Here is a 17,200-nt window from a genome sequence, read left to right on the forward strand (position 1 = left end):
CGGGTCTCCTCAGGGCATCAGGCGCACGGCGCGCACCTGGGCGCCGGCCATCAACCGCAATTCGCGGGCGGTGGCCAGATCGACCACCAGGGTGCCCGAAGCCAGGCGCGCGCGGGCGCTGGTGATGCGGCAGTCCTGGCACTTGCGGTTGTGGATCAGATAGACCTCGGCGTCATCGCCAGGGGTGCCTACTGCCAGTACCAGGCGCTGGCTGTCGCGGATCGCGCGCACCTTGGCGGTCTCGGCTTCCAGGGTCGGACCGGCATCGAAGATGTCGACGTAGCCCTGGTAGTTGAAGCCCTCGGCCTCCAGCAGGCGGCGGGCGGCCTCGGTATCGGGGTGTACCTTGCCGATCACCTGGCGCGCTTCCGCTGACAGGAAGCAGGTATAGAGCGGGAAGCGCGGCATCAGCTCGGCGATGAAGCCGCGATTGCCGATGCCGGTGAGATAATCCGCCTGGGAGAATTCCATCTTGAAGAAGTGGCGGCCCAGGCCCTCCCAGAACGGCGACTGCCCTTGGTCGTCGGACATGCCGCGCAACTCGGCGATGATGCGTTCGGCGAACAGCTCGCGGAATTCGGCGATGAACAGGAAGCGCGACTTGGACAGCAGGCGCCCGGCCGCGCCGCCGCGGCGATCCGCGCGCAGGAACAGCGAGCAGAGCTCGGAGCTGCCGGTCATGTCGTTGGCCAGGAACAGCGTGGGGATCTGCCGGTGGATGTCCAGTTCGCGCGAGGCGCTCACCGTCAGCCCGACCCGGTAGTTGTACCAGGGCTCGCGCAGACCCAGGGCGGCGGCGATCCCGGCGATGCCGATGACCTCGCCGTCTTCTTCCAGGGCGAAGAGATAGTCCGCATCGGCGGATTCGGCCTGGCGCAGAAAGCTGCGCTCGGCATTTTCCACCCGCTGCGCCAGGCGTTCTTCGCTGGCCGGCAGGGTGGTGAGACCGGCGCCGGCCGCCTGCGCCAGTTGCAGCAGCGCGGGCACATCGGCACGGGTGACGGGACGGACGATCATCGGACCTCCAAAGACGCTAGGGTCGGCTACAGCGCTACCAGACGAACCCGGTCGCCTTCGGCGATCTCCAGGGTGGCGATCTGCTCGGGGGAAAGGACGACGGGATCGCCAGGCGCCCAGCGCAGCGGCGTGGCCAGTGCCCGGAAGTTTTCCAGGCCGTCGTTGGCGATCAGGAACCAGGGCGCCTCCTCGCCGGCCGGGGCCCCTTCGCTCACCGGCGCCAGGCGGCTCTCGGCGATGGAGCGGATGGCCGTGGTGCGGGCGTGCAGGGTCGGACCGCCATCGAAGATGTCGATGTAGTTGTCGGTCTCGAAGCCCTCGCGGCTGAGGATGTCGAAGGTGATCTGGGCGCGGGGATGCACCTGACCCATGGCCTCCTGGGCGCTGTCGGGCAGCAGGGGTACATAGAGCGGATAGGTGGGCATCAGTTCGGCGAGAAAGGTGCGGCTCTTCTGCCCGGACAGGCGCTCGGCGGCGGCGTAGTCCATATCGAAGAAGTTGCGCCCTACCCCGTTCCAGAACGGCGATTCGCCGTCATCGTCCGCCAGCCCGACGATTTCCACCACCACCGTTTCGGCGAAGCGCGCCGGGTGGGCGGCCATGAACAGCAGGCGGGCACGGGAGTTGAGTTCAGCGTGAGGGGTGTCGAGCAGCGGGCGCTGGACATAGAAGCTGCTGAGCACGCTGTTGCCGGTCAGGTCGTGACAGAGCGACAGCACATGCACCTTGTTGTGGATCTTCAGCTCGCGCGAGGCGTGGATGAAGGTCTCGTTGCGAAAGCTGTAGAAGGGCTCGGAGAAACCGGCCGAGGCGACGATGGCCGAACAGCCCAGCAGCTCGCCGCTGGTGGTGTCTTCGAGCACGAAGAAATAGCTCTCCTCGCCATGAAAGCCCACCTCGGCCGCCAGCGACGACTCCGAGGTGCGGATCTTGTCGCGCAACCGCTCGGGGTTGTCGGGCAGCGAGGTGACGCCAACCGGGCTATCCGCGGCGAGCCGCTGGACCAGGGGCAGATCCGCCGCGCGCGCAGGGCGCATTACCAGCATGAGAACTCCTTGTGTACGGATCCATCCCTGGATGCCAGCGGTACGCGTCCCGCGTCCGGAGATTAGCCTTGGGTGAGACGCGCCAGGGCGCGATCCAGGCGGGCCAGGCCTTCGTCGATATCGGTCTCGGAGATGATCAGGCTCGGCGCCATGCGCAGCACGTCGGGACCGGCCTGCAGGATCATCAGACCCTCTTCGTTGGCGGCGGTGACGATGTCCTTGGCGCGCCCCTTCCAGCTGTCGTTGAGCACGGCGCCGATCAGCAGGCCCAGCCCGCGGATCTGCTGGAACAGGCCATAGCGGGCATTGAGCTGCTCCAGACCGGCGACGAAGCGCTGATGACGGGCAGCGACACCGGCCAGGGTTTCCGGGGTGGCGACGATGTCCAGCAGCGCGGCGCCCACGGCGCAGCCCAGCGGGTTGCCGCCATAGGTGCTGCCGTGCACGCCGGCGCTGAAGTGCTGGGCGACCTTCTCGGTGGTCAGCATGGCCGCCAGCGGAAAGCCGCCGCCGATGCTCTTGGCGGTGGTGAGGATGTCCGGTACCACGCCATAGTGCTGGTAGGCGTAGAGATGACCGCTGCGACCGACCCCGCTCTGCACCTCGTCGAAGATCAGCAGGGCGCCATGGGCGTCGCACAGGCGACGCGCGCCCTCCAGGTAGGCCTGGTCGGCCGGCAGCACGCCGCCCTCGCCCTGGATGGGTTCGAGGATGACCGCGCAGGTCTTGTCCGAGACCACGGCTTCGAGAGCGGCCAGGTCGTTGTAGGGCACGTGGCGGATGCCTTCGATCTTGGGACCGAAGCCATCGGAATACTTGGGCTGACCGCCGACGCTGACCGTGAACAGGGTCCGGCCGTGGAAGCTGTTGGTGGCGGCGACGATCTCGTAACGGCTGCCGCCGCTGACGTCATGGCCATAGCGACGGGCCAGCTTGCAGGCCGCCTCGTTGGCTTCGGCGCCGGAGTTGGCGAAGAACACCCGGTCGGCGAAGGTGTGGTCCACCAGCTTGCGCGCCAGGCGCAGGGCAGGCTCATTGGTGTAGATGTTGGAGACGTGCCAGAGCTTGCCGGCCTGATCGGTCAGGGCGTTGATCAGCGCGGGATGGCCATGGCCCAGGGCGCTGACGGCGATACCGCCGGCAAAATCGACGTATTCGCGATCGGCCTGGTCCCAGACGCGGGAGCCCTCTCCTCGCACCGGAATGAACGCGGCGGGGGCGTAGGTCGGGACCATCACCTCATCGAAGGCGGCGCGTTGCACGTTGGGTTGAGAAGCGGACATCGGGGTTCTCCTGCCGATCACGGCGGTGACTGAGGGGGATTGTAGGACGGCCTCCAGGCGCGGCATTGCGCCCAGGCGACAACTATTTACGGGCGAAAACGCAAACGGGCATCCGATTCGCAGTCTAGCGATTCGGACGCCCGTTCTGGAAGGGCATGGACGTACCTTCGGGTACGTCCGGCAGATCAGTTGGGCGCGACGCGGCTGGTGCCGTTGACGGTCAGGATGCGCACCCGCTCGCCCACGCGGAAGATCTCGCCCTTGTTGACCGCCTGCACATAGGCGCGGGAGCCGCCGTCGTCTTCCTTCACGGTGATCTCGACCCCGTTGGCCTTGGTGAAGCCTTCTTCGGTGGCGGCACCCAGCAGGCCACCGGCCACTGCACCGATGATGGCGGTGACGAAGCTGCCACGACCGCCGCCGATGGCGCTGCCGCCAATGCCACCGACCACGGCACCGGCCCCGGCGCCCACCGGCGACTTGGTGCCCTCGATGGTGACCGGGCGCAGGGCGGTGATGGTACCGGTACGGACCGTCTGCACCTGCCGCGCCTCATCGCGCGAATAGACGTCGCCGGACTGATCGGAGGCGCAGCCGGCCAGCAGGGCGACGGCGGTCAGGGAGGCGGCGAGCTGAAGGACTCTGTTCATGGGGCAACTCCAAGGGCAGTTGAAAGACACTGGCCGTACCGGGCAGCGGTACTGGCGCAGATCGCTATTATCCTTGACCCAGGGCGTCCGGGGAGGTTTCCGGCGACTGTAACGCCGGTACCTTGCGAACGCCTTAAGGTGCCAGGCGCTGGCGCTGCCACTCGCCTTCCACGCGCCGGTAGTCCAGCCGGTCATGGAGGCGGCTGGAGCGGCCCTGCCAGAATTCGATGCGTTGGGGCATCAGACGATAACCACCCCAGAACGGCGGGCGGCTCGGCTCACCGTCGGCGAAGCGCTGCTGCACGGCGGCCAGGCGCTGCTCCAGCTCGTGACGATCGGCGATGACCTGGCTTTGCGGCGAGGCCCAGGCACCCAGGCGACTGCCCAGCGGGCGGACCCGGTAGTAGGCGTCGGATTCCTCGGTAGAGACCTGCTCCACCAACCCCTCGATACGCACCTGGCGCTCCAGCGCCGGCCAGAAGAAGGTCATGGCCGCACGGGGTTGCCTGGCCAGCTGCTGGCCCTTGGCGCTGTCGTAGTTGGTGTAGAAGACGAAGCCCTGGGCATCGACGCCCTTGAGCAGCAGCACGCGGCAATGCGGCTGACCCTCGTCATCGACGGTGGCCAGCCAGCAGGCGTTGGCTTCGACGGGAGGCTGCTCGGTGCGCACCGCCTCTTCGAACCACTGCCCGAACAGGGCATAGGGATCCGCGGGTGCCTGGGCTTCGGTCAGGCCGTCGCGGGTGTAGTCGCGACGCATATCGGCGAGGGACGGTGACATGGAGGTCTCCTGCTAGGTCGTTGTCGACCTAGCTTAACCAAGTCCCGCCCCGCTCGCCTGCTTCAGGACAAGCTTTGCGGCTAGCGCGCGGCCAGGGATTGCAGGCTGGCCAGCACGGTGGCGCGCGGCTGGATCAGCACCTCGACGCGGCGGTTGGCGGCGCGGCCGGCGGCGGTGGTGTTGTCGGCACGCGGATGGGCGGCCGCCAGACCCCGCACGATCAGGCGATTGCCGCTGTAGCCACTGAGACGGAAGATCGCCGCCACGGCCTGGGCGCGCTGCAGGCTGATCTTGTCGTTGAGCGCGGCGGCACCGGTGCTGTCGCTGAAGCCGAGCACGATCACGGCGCTGTCTTCATCCACGCTCACCGACTTGGCCGAACGCGACAGCGGGCCGAGCATCACCGGCAGCAGCATCTCGGCGCGATCCGGGTTGAAGGAGCCGTCCACCGGGGTCACCAGCACCAGGGCATCGTCGCGACGCTCGACCTTGACGTTGCTGCCGGCCACGGCGACGCGCAGCTTCTGCTCGTGCTCGTCCAGCCAGGCCTTGCTGACCTTGACCGGTACCGGCTTGAGGACTTCCGCCTTGGCGACGGGCTTCACGTCTTCGCTGCCGAAGGGCCACCACCAGTGACTGCCCTTCTCGCCGGCCGCAGCGGCCTGCTCCGGCTTGGCCGCCGGCGCCTTCGCCGCGACCTTGGTTTCAGCCTTGGGCTCGGCGGCCTTGGCCACCGGCTTGACCGGCTCGGCCGCCTTGTCGCTGCCGCCGAACGGCCACCACCAGTGGCTGCCACTGGTGGCGGTGCTGGCCTGGGCATTGCCCGGCTTGGCGGGGGCGGCGGCCTGGTCGCCATTTCCCTGGAAGGAGCTGCAGGCGGATACGCCCATGCAGAGAATGAGGGTGGTGGATTTGATCAGCTTCATGCAAAGTTTCCCATCGGCGAGCCGGAGGACAGAGTGAATCAATGCCCCGGCCAGAGCCGGCGGCACGAGTGAACTTAAAGTAGTTTCGAGATTGTGGCCGCAAACCTACGCCGGGCAAAGCGGTGGAGTCACGAAATTTGCGTATCCGCCGACCAGTGGCGTGTCTTGAGCCACGCCTCGACCAGATCCATACAGGTCAGGCGACAATCGAGATCCGTGGGCGCAAGGTCGCCCGACCAGCAGGAGGCTTGGGCATGGAAGACTTCATCGATGTCGCGACCCTGAAGGAACTGGCCGCCACCGCTGCAGCCATCACCCAGGCCTGCCATTGCCAGCAGCGGGATCTGTCGGGATGGACAGCCTGGCCAGTGGGCTATCGGGAAGCGGATTTCGCCCGAATCGGCACCCTGGCGCGCCATGCGCCCGAGGAGTCGACCCTTGAGGAGTATCACCCTGCTGGCACTCACTACTGGGCGAGCGCCGCCCCGATCGCGCCGCGCTTCTATCCCTGCAACCAGAGCACACTGTGGCGGTGCCTGGGCTGCCAGCGGCTCTACCTGCGACATAACGATGACGGTGCTTACCACGTAGCACCGCGAATCCGGCTGCCGCAGCCGACGCTGATCGTCGATGCCGCCCACGCCGGCGACGGGCGCGACAGCACGGCGATCTGACTACGCCAGTGCCAGCCGGCCTCTGCGCTGAAGCTGCTGCCAGCGGCCTGGCACGACGCTCGTACCGAACTGGTGGTCGCCTCGCCCGTCGCCTGGAGCGACGCCTTCACCCTCTCGGGCGCTCTAGCATGCACCCCCTGGAATTCCTTCGCGTTAGCTGAGGCGCAAACCGGGAATTAAGCCCACAATAGGCACCGCGTATCCCGCGTGCGGGTGTGCGCCCATCAACGGTAGAAAACCTGGTCCCAGCAATACGATGGCTACTACAACTCGAACGGGCGTCGCCTGGTTTGTCGACGGCGCCTACGCCCTGAGCGCCTGGAATGGTTCGGTATATGGCGCCAAATTCGACTATCTCAAACTGCGGCTTTTCATCGAGCAGGATGCGGGCGAACCCATAGGCGACGCCTACTACTTCAACTGCGACAGCGATCCGCCCACCGTCGCCCAGACCAACTTCAACAAGTTTCTCAGCTCGGCCCCACCCAAGGGCGCCGGTCTAAGGGTCAAGCTCTACTGGCTGCAGAGCAAGGCTCACGAGTGGCCTGCCTCCGTGGGTGGCGGGCCGATACTGCACCCGGCGACCGGCGAGCAGTACACCACCAAGAGCCAGAAGGGCGTCGATGTCGGCCTGGCCTTCAACCTGATGCGCTCCCATGCCAAGCGCGGCTGGAAGAAGCTGTACCTGGTCGCGGGTGATGGCGATTTCCACGAGGTGGTGCAGTACCTGGTGGAAAACGAAGGGGTCGAAGTCACGGTGATCGGCGCGCACTTCTCTATCAGCGGCGAGATCGCGCCCTATGTCCGGGTGATCGAATTCAAGGACATCGAGGCGGCCATCGCCCGCTAGCCGCCCGTCGCGAGGCCCTTACAGGCACTCCCCCACCGCGCGCGCCAGGGCCTGGGCGCGCGGATCCATCAGCACATAGGGGCCGAGGGTGTTGGTGACGAAGCCAAAGGCCACCTCGCGCTCCGGATCGGCGAAGCCGGTCGAACCGCCCGCCCCCGGATGGCCAAAGGCCTGGGGGCCTAAGCCGTAGGTGGCATTGGCCTGGTCGGGCTGGTCGAGCATGAAGCCAAGGCCGAAGCGGGTCGGCGTGAGTAGGGTGCGGTCCTCGCCCTGGCTGTGCTCGACCAGAGCCTCGCTAAGCGTCTCCCATTCCAGCAGATCGCCGGCCAGCAGACCGGCATAGAAGCCCGCCAGGCTACGCGCATGGCCATGGCCGTTGGCGGCCGGCTGCTGGAAGCGGCGCCACTCCGCCTTGTTGGTGCTGGTGAGCACCCCGGACGGATTGCCAAAGGCCAGGGTCGGCAGCGCCGCCGGATCGCTCATGGTCGTCTTGAGCAGGAGCTGCGCCGCGGCGTCGCCCAGCACGCCTTTTCCACGCACGATATGGGCGACGCGTTCGTCTTCGCTGGCCGGCAGGCCGATATGGAAATCCAGGTCCAGGCGCCCGGCGGTACGGCCGACGATGGCCTCGCCCGGGCTACGGCCATCAGCGCGCCGGATCAGCTCGCCGAGCAGCCAGCCAAAGGTGATGGGCGCATAGCCATGGGCGGTGCCAGGCGTCCACCAGGGAGCCTCGGCGGCGACCGCGGCGGTCATGGTGTCCCAGTCGTACAGGGCATCCCCCGCCAGGCGTTCGCGCAAGGCGGAAACGCCGGATCTGTGGCTGAGCAACTGCCGCAGGGTGATGTCGGCCTTGCCGGCGGCGGCGAACTCCGGCCAGCGTTCGGCGACCGGGGCATCGAGGGCCAGCTTGCCCTCCTCCACCAGTTGCAGCGCCGCCACCGTGGTGAAGGCCTTGGTGCAGGAGAACAGATTGAGCAGGGTATCGGTGTGCCAGGGCGTCTGACCGTCCTTGTCGGCCATGCCGCCCCAGAGATCCAGCACCGTTTCACCGCCGACCTGGACGCACAGCGCCGCGCCGCGGGTCTGACCGGCTGCGAGCAATTCGGCGAAGGCTTCGCGGACGGATTCGAATCTCAGGTCATGGTAGCCGTGGACGGTCATGGGGGCTCCTGGGGGTATTAGGTGTTTACCGATAGCGCTGACAGGGAGTTTGGATAGGATCGCGGCCATGGGCCGCTCCTACGGTTAGGGTTACCTGTAGGAGCGGCCGCACCGGCGGACCGCCATGGCCACGAATTACTGGATCTCCCGCCGGAACGGCGGCAGCGCATTGAGGATGGCCTTGCCGTAGCGCTGGGTCACCAGGCGGCGATCCAACAGCGAGATGGTGCCGCTGTCCTGCTCGGTGCGCAGCAGCCGGCCGCAGGCCTGGATCAGTCGCAGCGAGGCGTCGGGCACGGCGATCTCCATGAAGGGATTGCCACCGCGCGCCTCGATCCACTCGGCGAGGGCGGCTTCCACCGGATCGTCGGGCACGGCGAAGGGAATCTTGGCGATGACCACGTGCTCGCAATAGGCGCCGGGCAGGTCGACCCCCTCGGCAAAGCTGGCCAGGCCGAACAGTACGCTGGCCTCGCCGTCGTCGACGCGCTTCCTGTGCTTGTTCAGGGTCTCCTGCTTGGACAGGTTGCCCTGGATCAGCACCCGCTTGCGCCAGTCGCGCTCCAGGCCATCGAAGACGTCCTGCATCTGCCGCCGCGAAGAAAACAGCACCAGGGCGCCACGCGCGCCGTCGAGCATGGCCGGCAATTCGCGAACGATGGCCGCGGTGTGCTCGGCGGCGTTGCGCGGATCGGCCTTGAGATCCGGCACCCGCAGCACCCCGGCCTCGGCATGGCGGAACGGACTGGGCACCACCGCGGTGGCTGCCGAGCGCGGCAGTCCGGATCTCATGCGAAAGCGGTCGAAGGTGCCCAGGGCGGTCAGGGTCGCCGAGGTCACCAGGGCGCCATAGGCGACGTTCCACAGGTGGCGGCGCAGCATCTCCGCGGCGAGGATGGGGCTGGCGTTGACCTCGATGTCGTACAGCGAACCCGTTTCGGCGAGGGTCATCCAGCGCGCCATGGGCGGGCTGTCTTCCGGATCCTCGCAGGTAAAGGCCGTCCACAGTTCCCAGTTGCCCTGGGAACGCGCCAGCAGACTGCCGAACAGCGGATACCACTCCTCGGCCTGGTAGCTGGCCAGGCCGATGCTGGATTCGCCGTCCATGGCCTGCTTGAGCATCTCGGTCAGGCGGGTGAAGAGGTCGGTGAGCTTGGCGAAGCCTTTCTTGAGCTCGATACCCATTTCCCGCAGGTCTTCGGGGATCACCCCGCCGACGAATCTGTGCCGCGGCCGCTCGCGGCCTTCCATGTCCTCACCCGCGCGGAAATCCGCCAGCGCCTCGCAGGCGGTGAACATGAATTGCTGCTGGGTGCGGATCTCCCGCGCCAGTTCCGGCACCTGCTCCACCAGCCGGCCGAGATCGCCCGGCAGAGGGTGCTGGGCAAGAAGCTTGGTGAGGTTCTTGGCGATCTGCTCCAGCCACTCGGCGGTGGATCTCAGCCGGGTGAAATGGGCGAAGTGGCCGATGGCCTTGTCCGGCAGGTGGTGGCCTTCGTCGAACACATAGAGGGTGTCGCGGGGATCGGGCAGGATGGCGCCGCCGCCCAGGGCCAGGTCGGCCAGCACCAGGTCATGGTTGGTGACGATGACATCGACCTTGGTCATGCCTTCGCGGGCCCGGTAGAAGGCGCACTGCTGGAAATTCGGGCAATGGCGATTGGTGCACTGGCTGTGGTCGGTGGTGATGCGCGACCACTGGACGTCCTCGATGGCTTCCGGCCAGCTGTCGCGATCGCCGTCCCAGCGATTGCCGGCCAGGCGCTCGATCATCTTGCCGAACAGTTCGTTGGACGCCTCGTCCACATCGATCTTGAAGCCATCCTCGGCGAACAGCTGGGCCGTGGCGTTCTGCGCCTGGCCCTCCTGAAGCAGCATGTCCAGCTTGGACAGGCACAGATAGCGCCCCCGCCCCTTGGCCAAGGCAAAGCTAAAGGACAGGCCGCTGTTGCGCAGGATGTCCGGCAGATCCTTGTGCACGATCTGCTCCTGCAGCGCCACCGTCGCCGTGGCGATCACCAGGCGCTTGCCGGCCGCCTTGGCCGCGGGAATGGCCGCCAGGGCATAGGCCACGGTCTTGCCGGTCCCGGTGCCCGCCTCCACCGCCACCACGGCGGGCTCGCCTTCGCGATGCCCCTCCTCGTCCTGGGCGATGGCACCCAGGCCCTTGGCGGTCTCCGCGATCATCAGCCGCTGGCCATAGCGTGGCTTGAGCGACTTGGCTTCGAGGAAACGCGTATAGGCGCCCTGGATCTGGGTCTTGAGTTCGGTGCTGAGCATGCCTGGTTCCGGGCGATGGCGAAGCAGCGCCACGTCCGGCGGACGAGCGCTGTATGCATCTACAGTAATGGATCTTGGGCGCTATGATAACGCGCCTGTCGTCAGGATGCGCCCGACGTTGAGGCCGCAGGCCGCTCAGGCCACCGGCAGCTGCGGCGGCAGCCGATGAAAGGCGCCAAAGATCAGCAGGCTCAGGCGGTCGAGCCAGGGATGGCGACGCAGGCGCAGGGCACGACGACTGGCGAAGACTTCACCCAGGTGCAGGAGCAGCAGGGCCAGGGCTACCAGGCCGAGCAATTGGGGGAAAGGACGAGCGAGAGGCAGAGCGATGGCGGCGGCTGCGGCGAGCCAGAACAGCAGGAGAAGAACTTTGCCGGTAAGGGACAGGGTTTTCATGGATTCCAGCAGGAGGACGAGATGGATCGGACCATAACGCCTGGAGCCGGAAAAAGTAAAGGCGGCGGACCGGGGTCCGCCGCCGATGCATCACTCGCGGTCGATCTGGATTTCGACGCGGCGGTTGGTGGCGCGGCCTTCAGCGGTCTCGTTGGTGGCGATCGGCTGACGCTCGCCCATGCCTTTCACGGAGACGATGCTGGCTGCCGGCACACCGGCCTGGATCAGGTAGTTGCTGACCGACTTGGCGCGACGCTCGGACAGACGCTGGTTGTAGGCGTCGGTACCCTTGCTGTCGGTGTGGCCGGTGATCGAAAGACGGGTGCTGGCGGCTTCGCCACGCAGACGACCGGCGATACCGTCCAGCTGAGCCCGGTCTTGAGCATCAATGGCAGCGGAGTCGAAGGCGAAGTGCAGATCACGGGCGGTGATCACTTCCTGCTTCGGCAGCGGAGCCGGTGCGGGAGCCGGTGCGGGCGCCGGAGCCGGGGCCGGAGCGGGCTCCATGCGGGCGACCTGTTCGTTGCCCTTGCCATGCACCCAGCAATAGGCGCCGGCGGTGGTACCTATGCCCAGGGCCGCCATGCCGGCGACGTTACCGCTCTGGGTAGCGCCGGCCGCACCGCCGACCAGCGCGCCGACCGCAGCGCAGACCGGCCAATCGGATTTCTGTACGCCGCCCGCACAACCAGCCAGCACGGTGCTTGCCAGGATGAGGGGTAAAGCTGTCCTTGCGATGCTCTTGCTCATGAAGGGGTCTCCTATAGACCAGGTACCGCGAGTTGTGCTCGTCTTTCGTTTTATGGCGCTGTCAGACTAATGGTGGCGTACACATCTTGACAACGCTGGTTGTTTAGTCAATCGCGATTTGATTAGGGTTCCCTTAATGGCAAACATATTCTCGTCCCGTACCCCGCAACAGGCTCTGGCAAGCCTGCTCGAGCATCATCAGCCCAGGCGCCTGCTCTGTGTGGCGCGCGAACCGCTGCCGGCGCTCGCGGCCTATGCCGAGGCCCATCCGAACTGCCAGCTGGTGCAAGCGACGGTGCCTCTGGATGATCCCAGCCTACTAGCCGAACGCTACGATCTGGTGATCGTCGCCGACTGCCTGGAACATCTGCCGCTGCGCCAGGGGCGCGAGTTGCTCGGCGGCTTGCGCAATTTCAACACCTCGCGCCTGGCGGTGCTGGTGGACCTGGCCGCCAGCGAATGGCAGCTGACGGATTTCTACGCCCTGGCCCTGCAGGCCAGCGAGCGCTTCGCCCGCGATGGCCAGGTGGTCACCCTGTTCAGCTATGATCTGCACGACTACAAACAGGTCCCGGACTGGCTCAATGCCAAGTTCTGGGCCAACCCGCAGAATTTCGGCAAGTACTGGTGGTGAGATGCAACCCATGGCCCCCTGCCCCTGTGGCTCGGAACGTCCGCTCGGCGACTGTTGCAGCGTCTTTCATGCCGGCACGCCGGCGCCCGATGCCGAACGCCTGATGCGCTCGCGCTACAGCGCCTATGTGCTGGGCTTGATCGACTATCTGGTGGCCACCACGGTGCCTGCGCAGCAGGGGCAGCTGGACAGGGAAGCCCTGACGGCCTGGGGTCTGGGCAGTCGCTGGCAGGGGTTGCAGGTGCTGGAGCATCGCCCCGAGCCGGGCGATCCTGACCATGCGCGGGTCAGCTTCGTGGCGCGCTGGGAGGACGGCCGCGGCGCCCATCGCCATGAAGAGCGCTCGGGCTTCGTCCAGCGCGAGGGGCGCTGGTACTTTCTCGATCCGACCGTACGCCCGCTGCCGGGTCGCAACGACGCCTGCCTGTGCGGCAGCGGCGCCAAGTTCAAGAAGTGCTGCGCCGGCTTCCTGTAACGCCGGCCGTGCTCACTCCCTGACCAGCGTCAGGTGATCGGTATCCGGGACCGCCACGGGTAGCGGCTCGGAGGCCGGGCCCAGGTCGCTGCCCACCGGCGCCAGACTCAGGTGCGACAGATCGACCCGCGGCGGCGCCACCGGTGCGGCCTCGTCCTGGAGATCGGCGCCCACCGGTGCCAGGCCGAAATCCGGTGCCTGGACGTCGACGAAGGCCGCCATCACGGCATCGCGCGGCGCGACCGACAGGGATCCGCGCTCCGCGGACGGTGGCGAGGCGGTCGCCGTGGTGGTCGGGGTAGGTTCCCGCGGCTCGACGGGTGCGGCAGCCGGCTCGACCGTCTTGGCCATGGGCGCCACCTCGACCCGCGCCCCGGCCTGGGCCAGGGTGGCGCGATAGCGCTCGGCGGTGGCGGCGTCGAGGCGATTCTTGATGATCATGCGGCGACCGGAAAAGAGCACGGCGATGCGCTGTTCATCCGCCTGAAACAGACGCATCAGATTCTGTCGGGTCTGCTGCGCATCGGCGCCAGCGACCAGCTCGCCCTGGAAGGCGATTTCATAGAGCACGGCGGACATGACGACCTCCTCGGTCACGGCAAGAGCTGCAGGATGCAACGTCACGCCGGAGGGGTCCAGTCCGCATGGTCGCCTGGCCCAGGCGTTTTTTTGTTAGCCTGTGCCGAAGCGGCCCCGACTTGTGCAGCAATCGGTGCTTGTTAAACTGCGCAGAAAACGGGAGTGCCGCATGCTTCGCCAGGCCTTGTTCATCACCCTGCTCGGCGTTTTGCTGAGCAGCCTTGGCGGTTGTACCTACATCGGGCGCAACTATGAGGAGCCCCAGGTCGAACTGACCGGCGTGGAGCTGATCCGCGCCCGGCTGTGGAGCCAGGACTTCGTGCTGCACTTCCGCGTCCAGAATCCCAACGACAGTGCCCTGCCCGTGCGCAGCCTGGCCTATACCGTCTACCTGAACGATCTGCTGCTGTCCCAGGGGACCGCCAACCTGCATTCGTCGGTGCCGGCCAATGGTCAGCGCAGCTTCTCGGTGCCGGTGCAGACCAATCTGTGGCGCTACGTGAAGGACGTCGGTCGCATGCTGGAAGACCCCAATCAGCCGATCAACTATCGGCTGCGCGGTCGGGTGAAGACCGGCTGGCTGTTCGGGCGCAGCGTCCATTTTTCTCGCCAGGGGCAGTTCGTGCCTGGCGCCTACATCCCGGAGTTATGAGATGAACCAACACGTCCACGGTCCCGATTGCAATCACGACCATGACCACGATCACGGCCATGCCCACCATGTGCACGGCCCGCACTGCAACCATGGCCCGGCCCAGGAGCCGGTGCGCAATCCGCTGAAGGAAGTGGGTCGCAACGATCCCTGCCCGTGCGGCAGCGAGAAGAAATTCAAGAAGTGCCACGGCGCCTGATCGCGCTTTGAGCGACGGGTGAGGCCCTGCCCTCACCCGCTCCGCGACCCTGGCGCGTTACCAGGGCTGTCCGCCGCGCTGCGACTCCAGCCGCCGGATGAATTCCTCCAGCACCAGGGCGTAGAGATCGTCCTTGAGCACCAGGTCCTCCACCCCGCAATCGATGTTGGGGTTGTCGTTGACCTCGATCACCGCCAGCTTGTCGCCCGCCTGCTTCAGATCCACGCCATAGAGACCATCGCCGATCAGGTTGGCGGTGCGTACCGCCAGCTCGACCACCGCATGGGGCGCGTCCTGCACCGCCAGGGTGCGGAAATCGCCACTGACCTCGGTGGCGCTGGCGCTGTGGTCATAGATCTGCCAGTGCCCCTTGGACATGAAGTACTGGCAGGCAAAGATCGGCTCCTGGTTGAGCACGCCGATGCGCCAGTCGTATTCCGTATAGAAGAATTCCTGGGCCAGCAGCAGTACCGAACGCTCGAACAACTCGGCGCTGGCCTTGCGCAGCTGCGCGGCGTCCTCGACCTTGATGACGCCACGGGAAAAGGAGCCATCGGGAATCTTCAGCACCAGCGGAAAGCCCAGGCGTTCGCCGAGGCCTTCGAGTTGGCCGGGATTGTCCTTGTAGAGGATCTCGGTCGCCGGCATGTCCAGCTTGTGGGCGCGCAGCAGGTCGGCGAGATAGACCTTGTTGGTGCATCTCAGGATGGAGCGCGGGTCGTCCATCACCACTAGCCCCTCGCTTTCGGCCTTCTTGGCGAAGCGATAGGTGTGGTGGTCGATGGCGGTGGTCTCGCGGATGAACAGGGCATCGAATTCGCCCAGCCGCGCGTAATCCTTCTTTTCGATCAGCTCCACGTCCAGCCCCAGGTGCTTGCCGACGCGCACAAAGTTCTTCAGTGCCTTGGCATCGGAGGGCGGAAAGGCTTCCTTGGGGTCGTGCAGGATGGCCAGGTCGAAGCGGTACTTCTCGCGGCGTCCCGGCTTGAGCCAGACGCGGCGACTGAAGCCGTCGAGGGCGTTGGCGAAGAGGTCTTCCTGCTGCTCGTGCAGCTTGTGGATGCTGCCCAGCTTGAGGCCGCCGATGTGCCAGCCGGCGCGGTCGCGGCGGAATTCCACCAGCAGCAGCGGACAGGGAAAGGCTTCGAACACCTGACGCGCCAGGTCCTGCAGGGGCGCGATGTCGGTGTTGCCGAAGTAGAGCGTGAGGGTGAAGCCATCGGCGCTGCCATAGGGATGGCCGGCCAGCGCCTTGGTCAGCAGCTTGTCCAGGTCCTCCAGGGCCAGGCCGTAGAGCGACTTGCGCGCCAGTTCGCTGATGGTGCGCACTGAGGGGATGACCTTGTGCCCACGGGCTTCGGCGAGCAGCGAGCAGTAGTAGCCGTGGCCGAGGTACTTCTGACTACGGCACAGGTTGATCACCTGCACGCGCTTGCCATTGTCCTGTTCGTTGGATTGCTCCAGGTATTCCTGGGCGGTGATGACGTCTTCGCTGGGATAGTAGGACGACCAGTCTTCCTTGCGTTCCACGACGATATACAGCTTGCTCACTGGACCTCCTGGTTGCGGGGCGTGGTCCCGGCGGAAACCCGGATGCCGCCGGACCACTCCAACTGTTGTAACGCGGGTGCTATTAACCGTTGCTTAACCATGCCAGGCTGCCCGCTCTGCTCCAGGAGAATCCTTCGCGATGAGTTTCATGCTCAGGCCCGCCGGGCTGGACGATCTGGCGGCGCTGGTCGATCTGGAAGCCCGCTGCTTCAGCTATGACCGCCTTTCCCGGCGCAATTTCCACTACATGCTCACCCGTGCGAACGCGGTCCTGATCCTGGCGGAAAATGACCGCCAGGTGGCCGGCTACGCCCTGGTGCTGTTCCACCAGAACACCTCGCTGGCGCGGCTCTATTCCATCGCCGTCGATCCCGAGGCCCGCGGCCATCGCCTGGGCCAGCGCCTGCTGGAGGCTGCCGAAGCCGAGGCGGTGGAGCGCGATTGCGCCTACCTGCGCCTGGAGGTCCGGCCGGACAACGCCGCCGCCATCGCCCTTTACGAGCGCAACGGCTATCTGCCCTTCGCCACGGTGGAGGACTACTATGAAGACCATAGCCAGGCGCTGCGCTTCGAGAAGCGCATCCGCCAGCCGCGCGAAGGCCAGGCCCGCCCGGTGCCCTTCTATCGCCAGACCACCGATTTCACCTGCGGTCCGGCCAGCCTGCTGATGGCCATGGGCGCCCTGCAGCCCGGTCGTCCGCTGGAACGGCGCGAGGAACTGCGGCTGTGGCGCGAGGCCACCACCATCTACATGACCGCGGGCCATGGCGGCTGCGGCCCCCACGGCCTGGCCCTGGCCGCGCTGCGCAGGGGCTTCAAGGTCACGTTGCAGGTCAATACCCGGGGGCCCCTGTTTCTCGACGGCGTACGCAGCGAGGAAAAGAAGGAGGTGATGCGTCTGGTGCACGAGGACTTCAGCGCCGAGGTCAAGCAATCGCCCATCGAGCGCCTCTACCGGACGCGCCTGGACATTGCCCACTGGGTCAACCAGGGCGCCTTTCCGCTGGTGCTGATCAGCTCCTTCCGCCTGACCAAGGCCAAGGGGCCGCACTGGGTGCTGGTCACCGACTGCGACGAGGACTTCGTCTACCTGCACGATCCCGATGTCGATCACAGCCAGCATCGCCGCGAACTGGATTGCCAGCACATCCCCGTGTCCCACGCCGAGTTCGACAAGATGAGTCGCTTCGGCCGCGGCAAGCTGCGCGCGGCAGTGATCCTGCGCACCGGCTGAACCCGGGGTTGTACTGGGCGTCGAACAGGGCCAGGATCAAGGCCAACAAGAACGACGGG

Annotated in this window: 19 protein-coding genes; 7 read left to right on the forward strand and 12 right to left on the reverse strand. The window is 66.4% G+C overall.

The window, feature by feature from the left end:
- Positions 1-9: 9 nt before the first annotated feature.
- The 6 genes from astA to POR01S_RS10590 all read right to left on the reverse strand — a co-directional run bounded on the left by astA (position 10) and on the right by POR01S_RS10590 (position 5,703).
- Complete coding sequence (gene astA, locus POR01S_RS10565; protein WP_027602736.1) at positions 10-1,017, reverse strand: arginine N-succinyltransferase; 1,008 nt, start codon at positions 1,015-1,017, stop codon at positions 10-12.
- Between the two features lie 26 nt (positions 1,018-1,043).
- Entirely contained in the window at positions 1,044-2,063 is a 1,020-nt protein-coding gene (gene aruF / locus POR01S_RS10570) for an arginine/ornithine succinyltransferase subunit alpha (protein WP_027602735.1), read from the reverse strand.
- A 62-nt stretch (positions 2,064-2,125) separates the two neighbouring features.
- Positions 2,126-3,346 (reverse strand): aspartate aminotransferase family protein, encoded by a 1,221-nt coding sequence (locus POR01S_RS10575; RefSeq protein WP_042135701.1) that lies wholly within the window; start codon positions 3,344-3,346, stop codon positions 2,126-2,128.
- A gap of 185 nt (positions 3,347-3,531) precedes the next feature.
- Positions 3,532-3,996, reverse strand: a complete 465-nt coding sequence (locus POR01S_RS10580) for an outer membrane lipoprotein (protein ID WP_007159112.1) — start codon at positions 3,994-3,996, stop codon at positions 3,532-3,534.
- A gap of 133 nt (positions 3,997-4,129) precedes the next feature.
- Positions 4,130-4,777, reverse strand: a complete 648-nt coding sequence (pdxH, locus tag POR01S_RS10585; RefSeq protein WP_042135703.1) for a pyridoxamine 5'-phosphate oxidase — start codon at positions 4,775-4,777, stop codon at positions 4,130-4,132.
- An 80-nt stretch (positions 4,778-4,857) separates the two neighbouring features.
- The gene (locus POR01S_RS10590; protein WP_042135705.1) at positions 4,858-5,703 is read right to left on the reverse strand and encodes an OmpA family protein; all 846 of its coding nucleotides are present in this window, start codon (positions 5,701-5,703) and stop codon (positions 4,858-4,860) included.
- Positions 5,704-5,957: 254 nt separating this feature from the next.
- On the opposite strand from POR01S_RS10590, the gene POR01S_RS10595 reads away from it, so the two are divergent.
- Together POR01S_RS10595 and POR01S_RS10600 are read left to right on the forward strand one after the other, a co-directional pair.
- Positions 5,958-6,377, forward strand: a complete 420-nt coding sequence (locus POR01S_RS10595) for a hypothetical protein (protein ID WP_042135707.1) — start codon at positions 5,958-5,960, stop codon at positions 6,375-6,377.
- 256 nt (positions 6,378-6,633) lie between these two features.
- Positions 6,634-7,227, forward strand: coding sequence for an NYN domain-containing protein (locus tag POR01S_RS10600; RefSeq protein ID WP_042135709.1), 594 nt, complete (start codon positions 6,634-6,636; stop codon positions 7,225-7,227).
- An 18-nt stretch (positions 7,228-7,245) separates the two neighbouring features.
- Here the strand turns inward: POR01S_RS10600 and POR01S_RS10605 are convergent, their stop codons facing one another.
- The 4 genes from POR01S_RS10605 to POR01S_RS10620 all read right to left on the reverse strand — a co-directional run bounded on the left by POR01S_RS10605 (position 7,246) and on the right by POR01S_RS10620 (position 11,817).
- A complete protein-coding gene (locus tag POR01S_RS10605; RefSeq protein WP_042135711.1) occupies positions 7,246-8,391 on the reverse strand; it encodes an EstA family serine hydrolase in 1,146 nt (381 codons plus the stop codon).
- Between the two features lie 135 nt (positions 8,392-8,526).
- Complete coding sequence (dinG, locus tag POR01S_RS10610) at positions 8,527-10,671, reverse strand: ATP-dependent DNA helicase DinG (RefSeq protein WP_027602729.1); 2,145 nt, start codon at positions 10,669-10,671, stop codon at positions 8,527-8,529.
- Positions 10,672-10,806: 135 nt separating this feature from the next.
- Positions 10,807-11,067 (reverse strand): DUF1145 domain-containing protein, encoded by a 261-nt coding sequence (locus tag POR01S_RS10615; RefSeq protein ID WP_042135713.1) that lies wholly within the window; start codon positions 11,065-11,067, stop codon positions 10,807-10,809.
- Positions 11,068-11,157: 90 nt separating this feature from the next.
- Positions 11,158-11,817 (reverse strand): PA1041 family peptidoglycan-binding anchor lipoprotein, encoded by a 660-nt coding sequence (locus POR01S_RS10620; protein WP_007159120.1) that lies wholly within the window; start codon positions 11,815-11,817, stop codon positions 11,158-11,160.
- Positions 11,818-11,953: 136 nt separating this feature from the next.
- On the opposite strand from POR01S_RS10620, the gene POR01S_RS10625 reads away from it, so the two are divergent.
- Together POR01S_RS10625 and POR01S_RS10630 are read left to right on the forward strand one after the other, a co-directional pair.
- A complete protein-coding gene (locus tag POR01S_RS10625) occupies positions 11,954-12,451 on the forward strand; it encodes a DUF6231 family protein (RefSeq protein ID WP_042135715.1) in 498 nt (165 codons plus the stop codon).
- A gap of 10 nt (positions 12,452-12,461) precedes the next feature.
- Positions 12,462-12,926, forward strand: a complete 465-nt coding sequence (locus POR01S_RS10630; RefSeq protein WP_255211824.1) for a YchJ family protein — start codon at positions 12,462-12,464, stop codon at positions 12,924-12,926.
- Positions 12,927-12,938: 12 nt separating this feature from the next.
- Here POR01S_RS10630 and POR01S_RS10635 read toward each other — a convergent pair whose 3' ends face one another.
- Positions 12,939-13,505 carry a hypothetical protein gene (locus tag POR01S_RS10635; RefSeq protein WP_042135718.1) on the reverse strand — a complete coding sequence of 189 codons (567 nt, stop codon included), beginning with the start codon at positions 13,503-13,505 and terminating at the stop codon, positions 12,939-12,941.
- A 169-nt stretch (positions 13,506-13,674) separates the two neighbouring features.
- On the opposite strand from POR01S_RS10635, the gene POR01S_RS10640 reads away from it, so the two are divergent.
- On the forward strand, positions 13,675-14,157 hold the full coding sequence (locus POR01S_RS10640) for an LEA/WHy family protein (RefSeq protein WP_027596881.1): 483 nt from the start codon (positions 13,675-13,677) through the stop codon (positions 14,155-14,157).
- 1 nt (position 14,158) lies between these two features.
- Positions 14,159-14,356: an SEC-C metal-binding domain-containing protein gene (locus POR01S_RS10645; protein WP_007159125.1), complete on the forward strand. Its 198-nt coding sequence runs from the start codon at positions 14,159-14,161 to the stop codon at positions 14,354-14,356.
- 57 nt (positions 14,357-14,413) lie between these two features.
- Here the strand turns inward: POR01S_RS10645 and POR01S_RS10650 are convergent, their stop codons facing one another.
- Positions 14,414-15,907, reverse strand: a complete 1,494-nt coding sequence (locus POR01S_RS10650; protein WP_027596882.1) for a RimK family ATP-grasp domain-containing protein — start codon at positions 15,905-15,907, stop codon at positions 14,414-14,416.
- Between the two features lie 139 nt (positions 15,908-16,046).
- On the opposite strand from POR01S_RS10650, the gene POR01S_RS10655 reads away from it, so the two are divergent.
- Positions 16,047-17,141 (forward strand): GNAT family N-acetyltransferase/peptidase C39 family protein, encoded by a 1,095-nt coding sequence (locus tag POR01S_RS10655; RefSeq protein WP_042135720.1) that lies wholly within the window; start codon positions 16,047-16,049, stop codon positions 17,139-17,141.
- Positions 17,142-17,200 lie beyond the last annotated feature (59 nt).

It is taken from the genome of Pseudomonas oryzihabitans NBRC 102199, from assembly GCF_000730625.1.
Taxonomy (GTDB): domain Bacteria; phylum Pseudomonadota; class Gammaproteobacteria; order Pseudomonadales; family Pseudomonadaceae; genus Chryseomonas; species Chryseomonas oryzihabitans.

Coding starts and splice junctions, on each gene's coding strand:
- astA (WP_027602736.1), bottom strand. CDS start 1,017: ATGATCGTCCGTCCCGTCACCCGTGCCGATGTGCCCGCGCTGCTGCAA.
- aruF (WP_027602735.1), bottom strand. CDS start 2,063: ATGCTGGTAATGCGCCCTGCGCGCGCGGCGGATCTGCCCCTGGTCCAG.
- POR01S_RS10575 (WP_042135701.1), bottom strand. CDS start 3,346: ATGTCCGCTTCTCAACCCAACGTGCAACGCGCCGCCTTCGATGAGGTG.
- POR01S_RS10580 (WP_007159112.1), bottom strand. CDS start 3,996: ATGAACAGAGTCCTTCAGCTCGCCGCCTCCCTGACCGCCGTCGCCCTG.
- pdxH (WP_042135703.1), bottom strand. CDS start 4,777: ATGTCACCGTCCCTCGCCGATATGCGTCGCGACTACACCCGCGACGGC.
- POR01S_RS10590 (WP_042135705.1), bottom strand. CDS start 5,703: ATGAAGCTGATCAAATCCACCACCCTCATTCTCTGCATGGGCGTATCC.
- POR01S_RS10595 (WP_042135707.1), top strand. CDS start 5,958: ATGGAAGACTTCATCGATGTCGCGACCCTGAAGGAACTGGCCGCCACC.
- POR01S_RS10600 (WP_042135709.1), top strand. CDS start 6,634: ATGGCTACTACAACTCGAACGGGCGTCGCCTGGTTTGTCGACGGCGCC.
- POR01S_RS10605 (WP_042135711.1), bottom strand. CDS start 8,391: ATGACCGTCCACGGCTACCATGACCTGAGATTCGAATCCGTCCGCGAA.
- dinG (WP_027602729.1), bottom strand. CDS start 10,671: ATGCTCAGCACCGAACTCAAGACCCAGATCCAGGGCGCCTATACGCGT.
- POR01S_RS10615 (WP_042135713.1), bottom strand. CDS start 11,067: ATGAAAACCCTGTCCCTTACCGGCAAAGTTCTTCTCCTGCTGTTCTGG.
- POR01S_RS10620 (WP_007159120.1), bottom strand. CDS start 11,817: ATGAGCAAGAGCATCGCAAGGACAGCTTTACCCCTCATCCTGGCAAGC.
- POR01S_RS10625 (WP_042135715.1), top strand. CDS start 11,954: ATGGCAAACATATTCTCGTCCCGTACCCCGCAACAGGCTCTGGCAAGC.
- POR01S_RS10630 (WP_255211824.1), top strand. CDS start 12,462: ATGGCCCCCTGCCCCTGTGGCTCGGAACGTCCGCTCGGCGACTGTTGC.
- POR01S_RS10635 (WP_042135718.1), bottom strand. CDS start 13,505: ATGTCCGCCGTGCTCTATGAAATCGCCTTCCAGGGCGAGCTGGTCGCT.
- POR01S_RS10640 (WP_027596881.1), top strand. CDS start 13,675: ATGCTTCGCCAGGCCTTGTTCATCACCCTGCTCGGCGTTTTGCTGAGC.
- POR01S_RS10645 (WP_007159125.1), top strand. CDS start 14,159: ATGAACCAACACGTCCACGGTCCCGATTGCAATCACGACCATGACCAC.
- POR01S_RS10655 (WP_042135720.1), top strand. CDS start 16,047: ATGAGTTTCATGCTCAGGCCCGCCGGGCTGGACGATCTGGCGGCGCTG.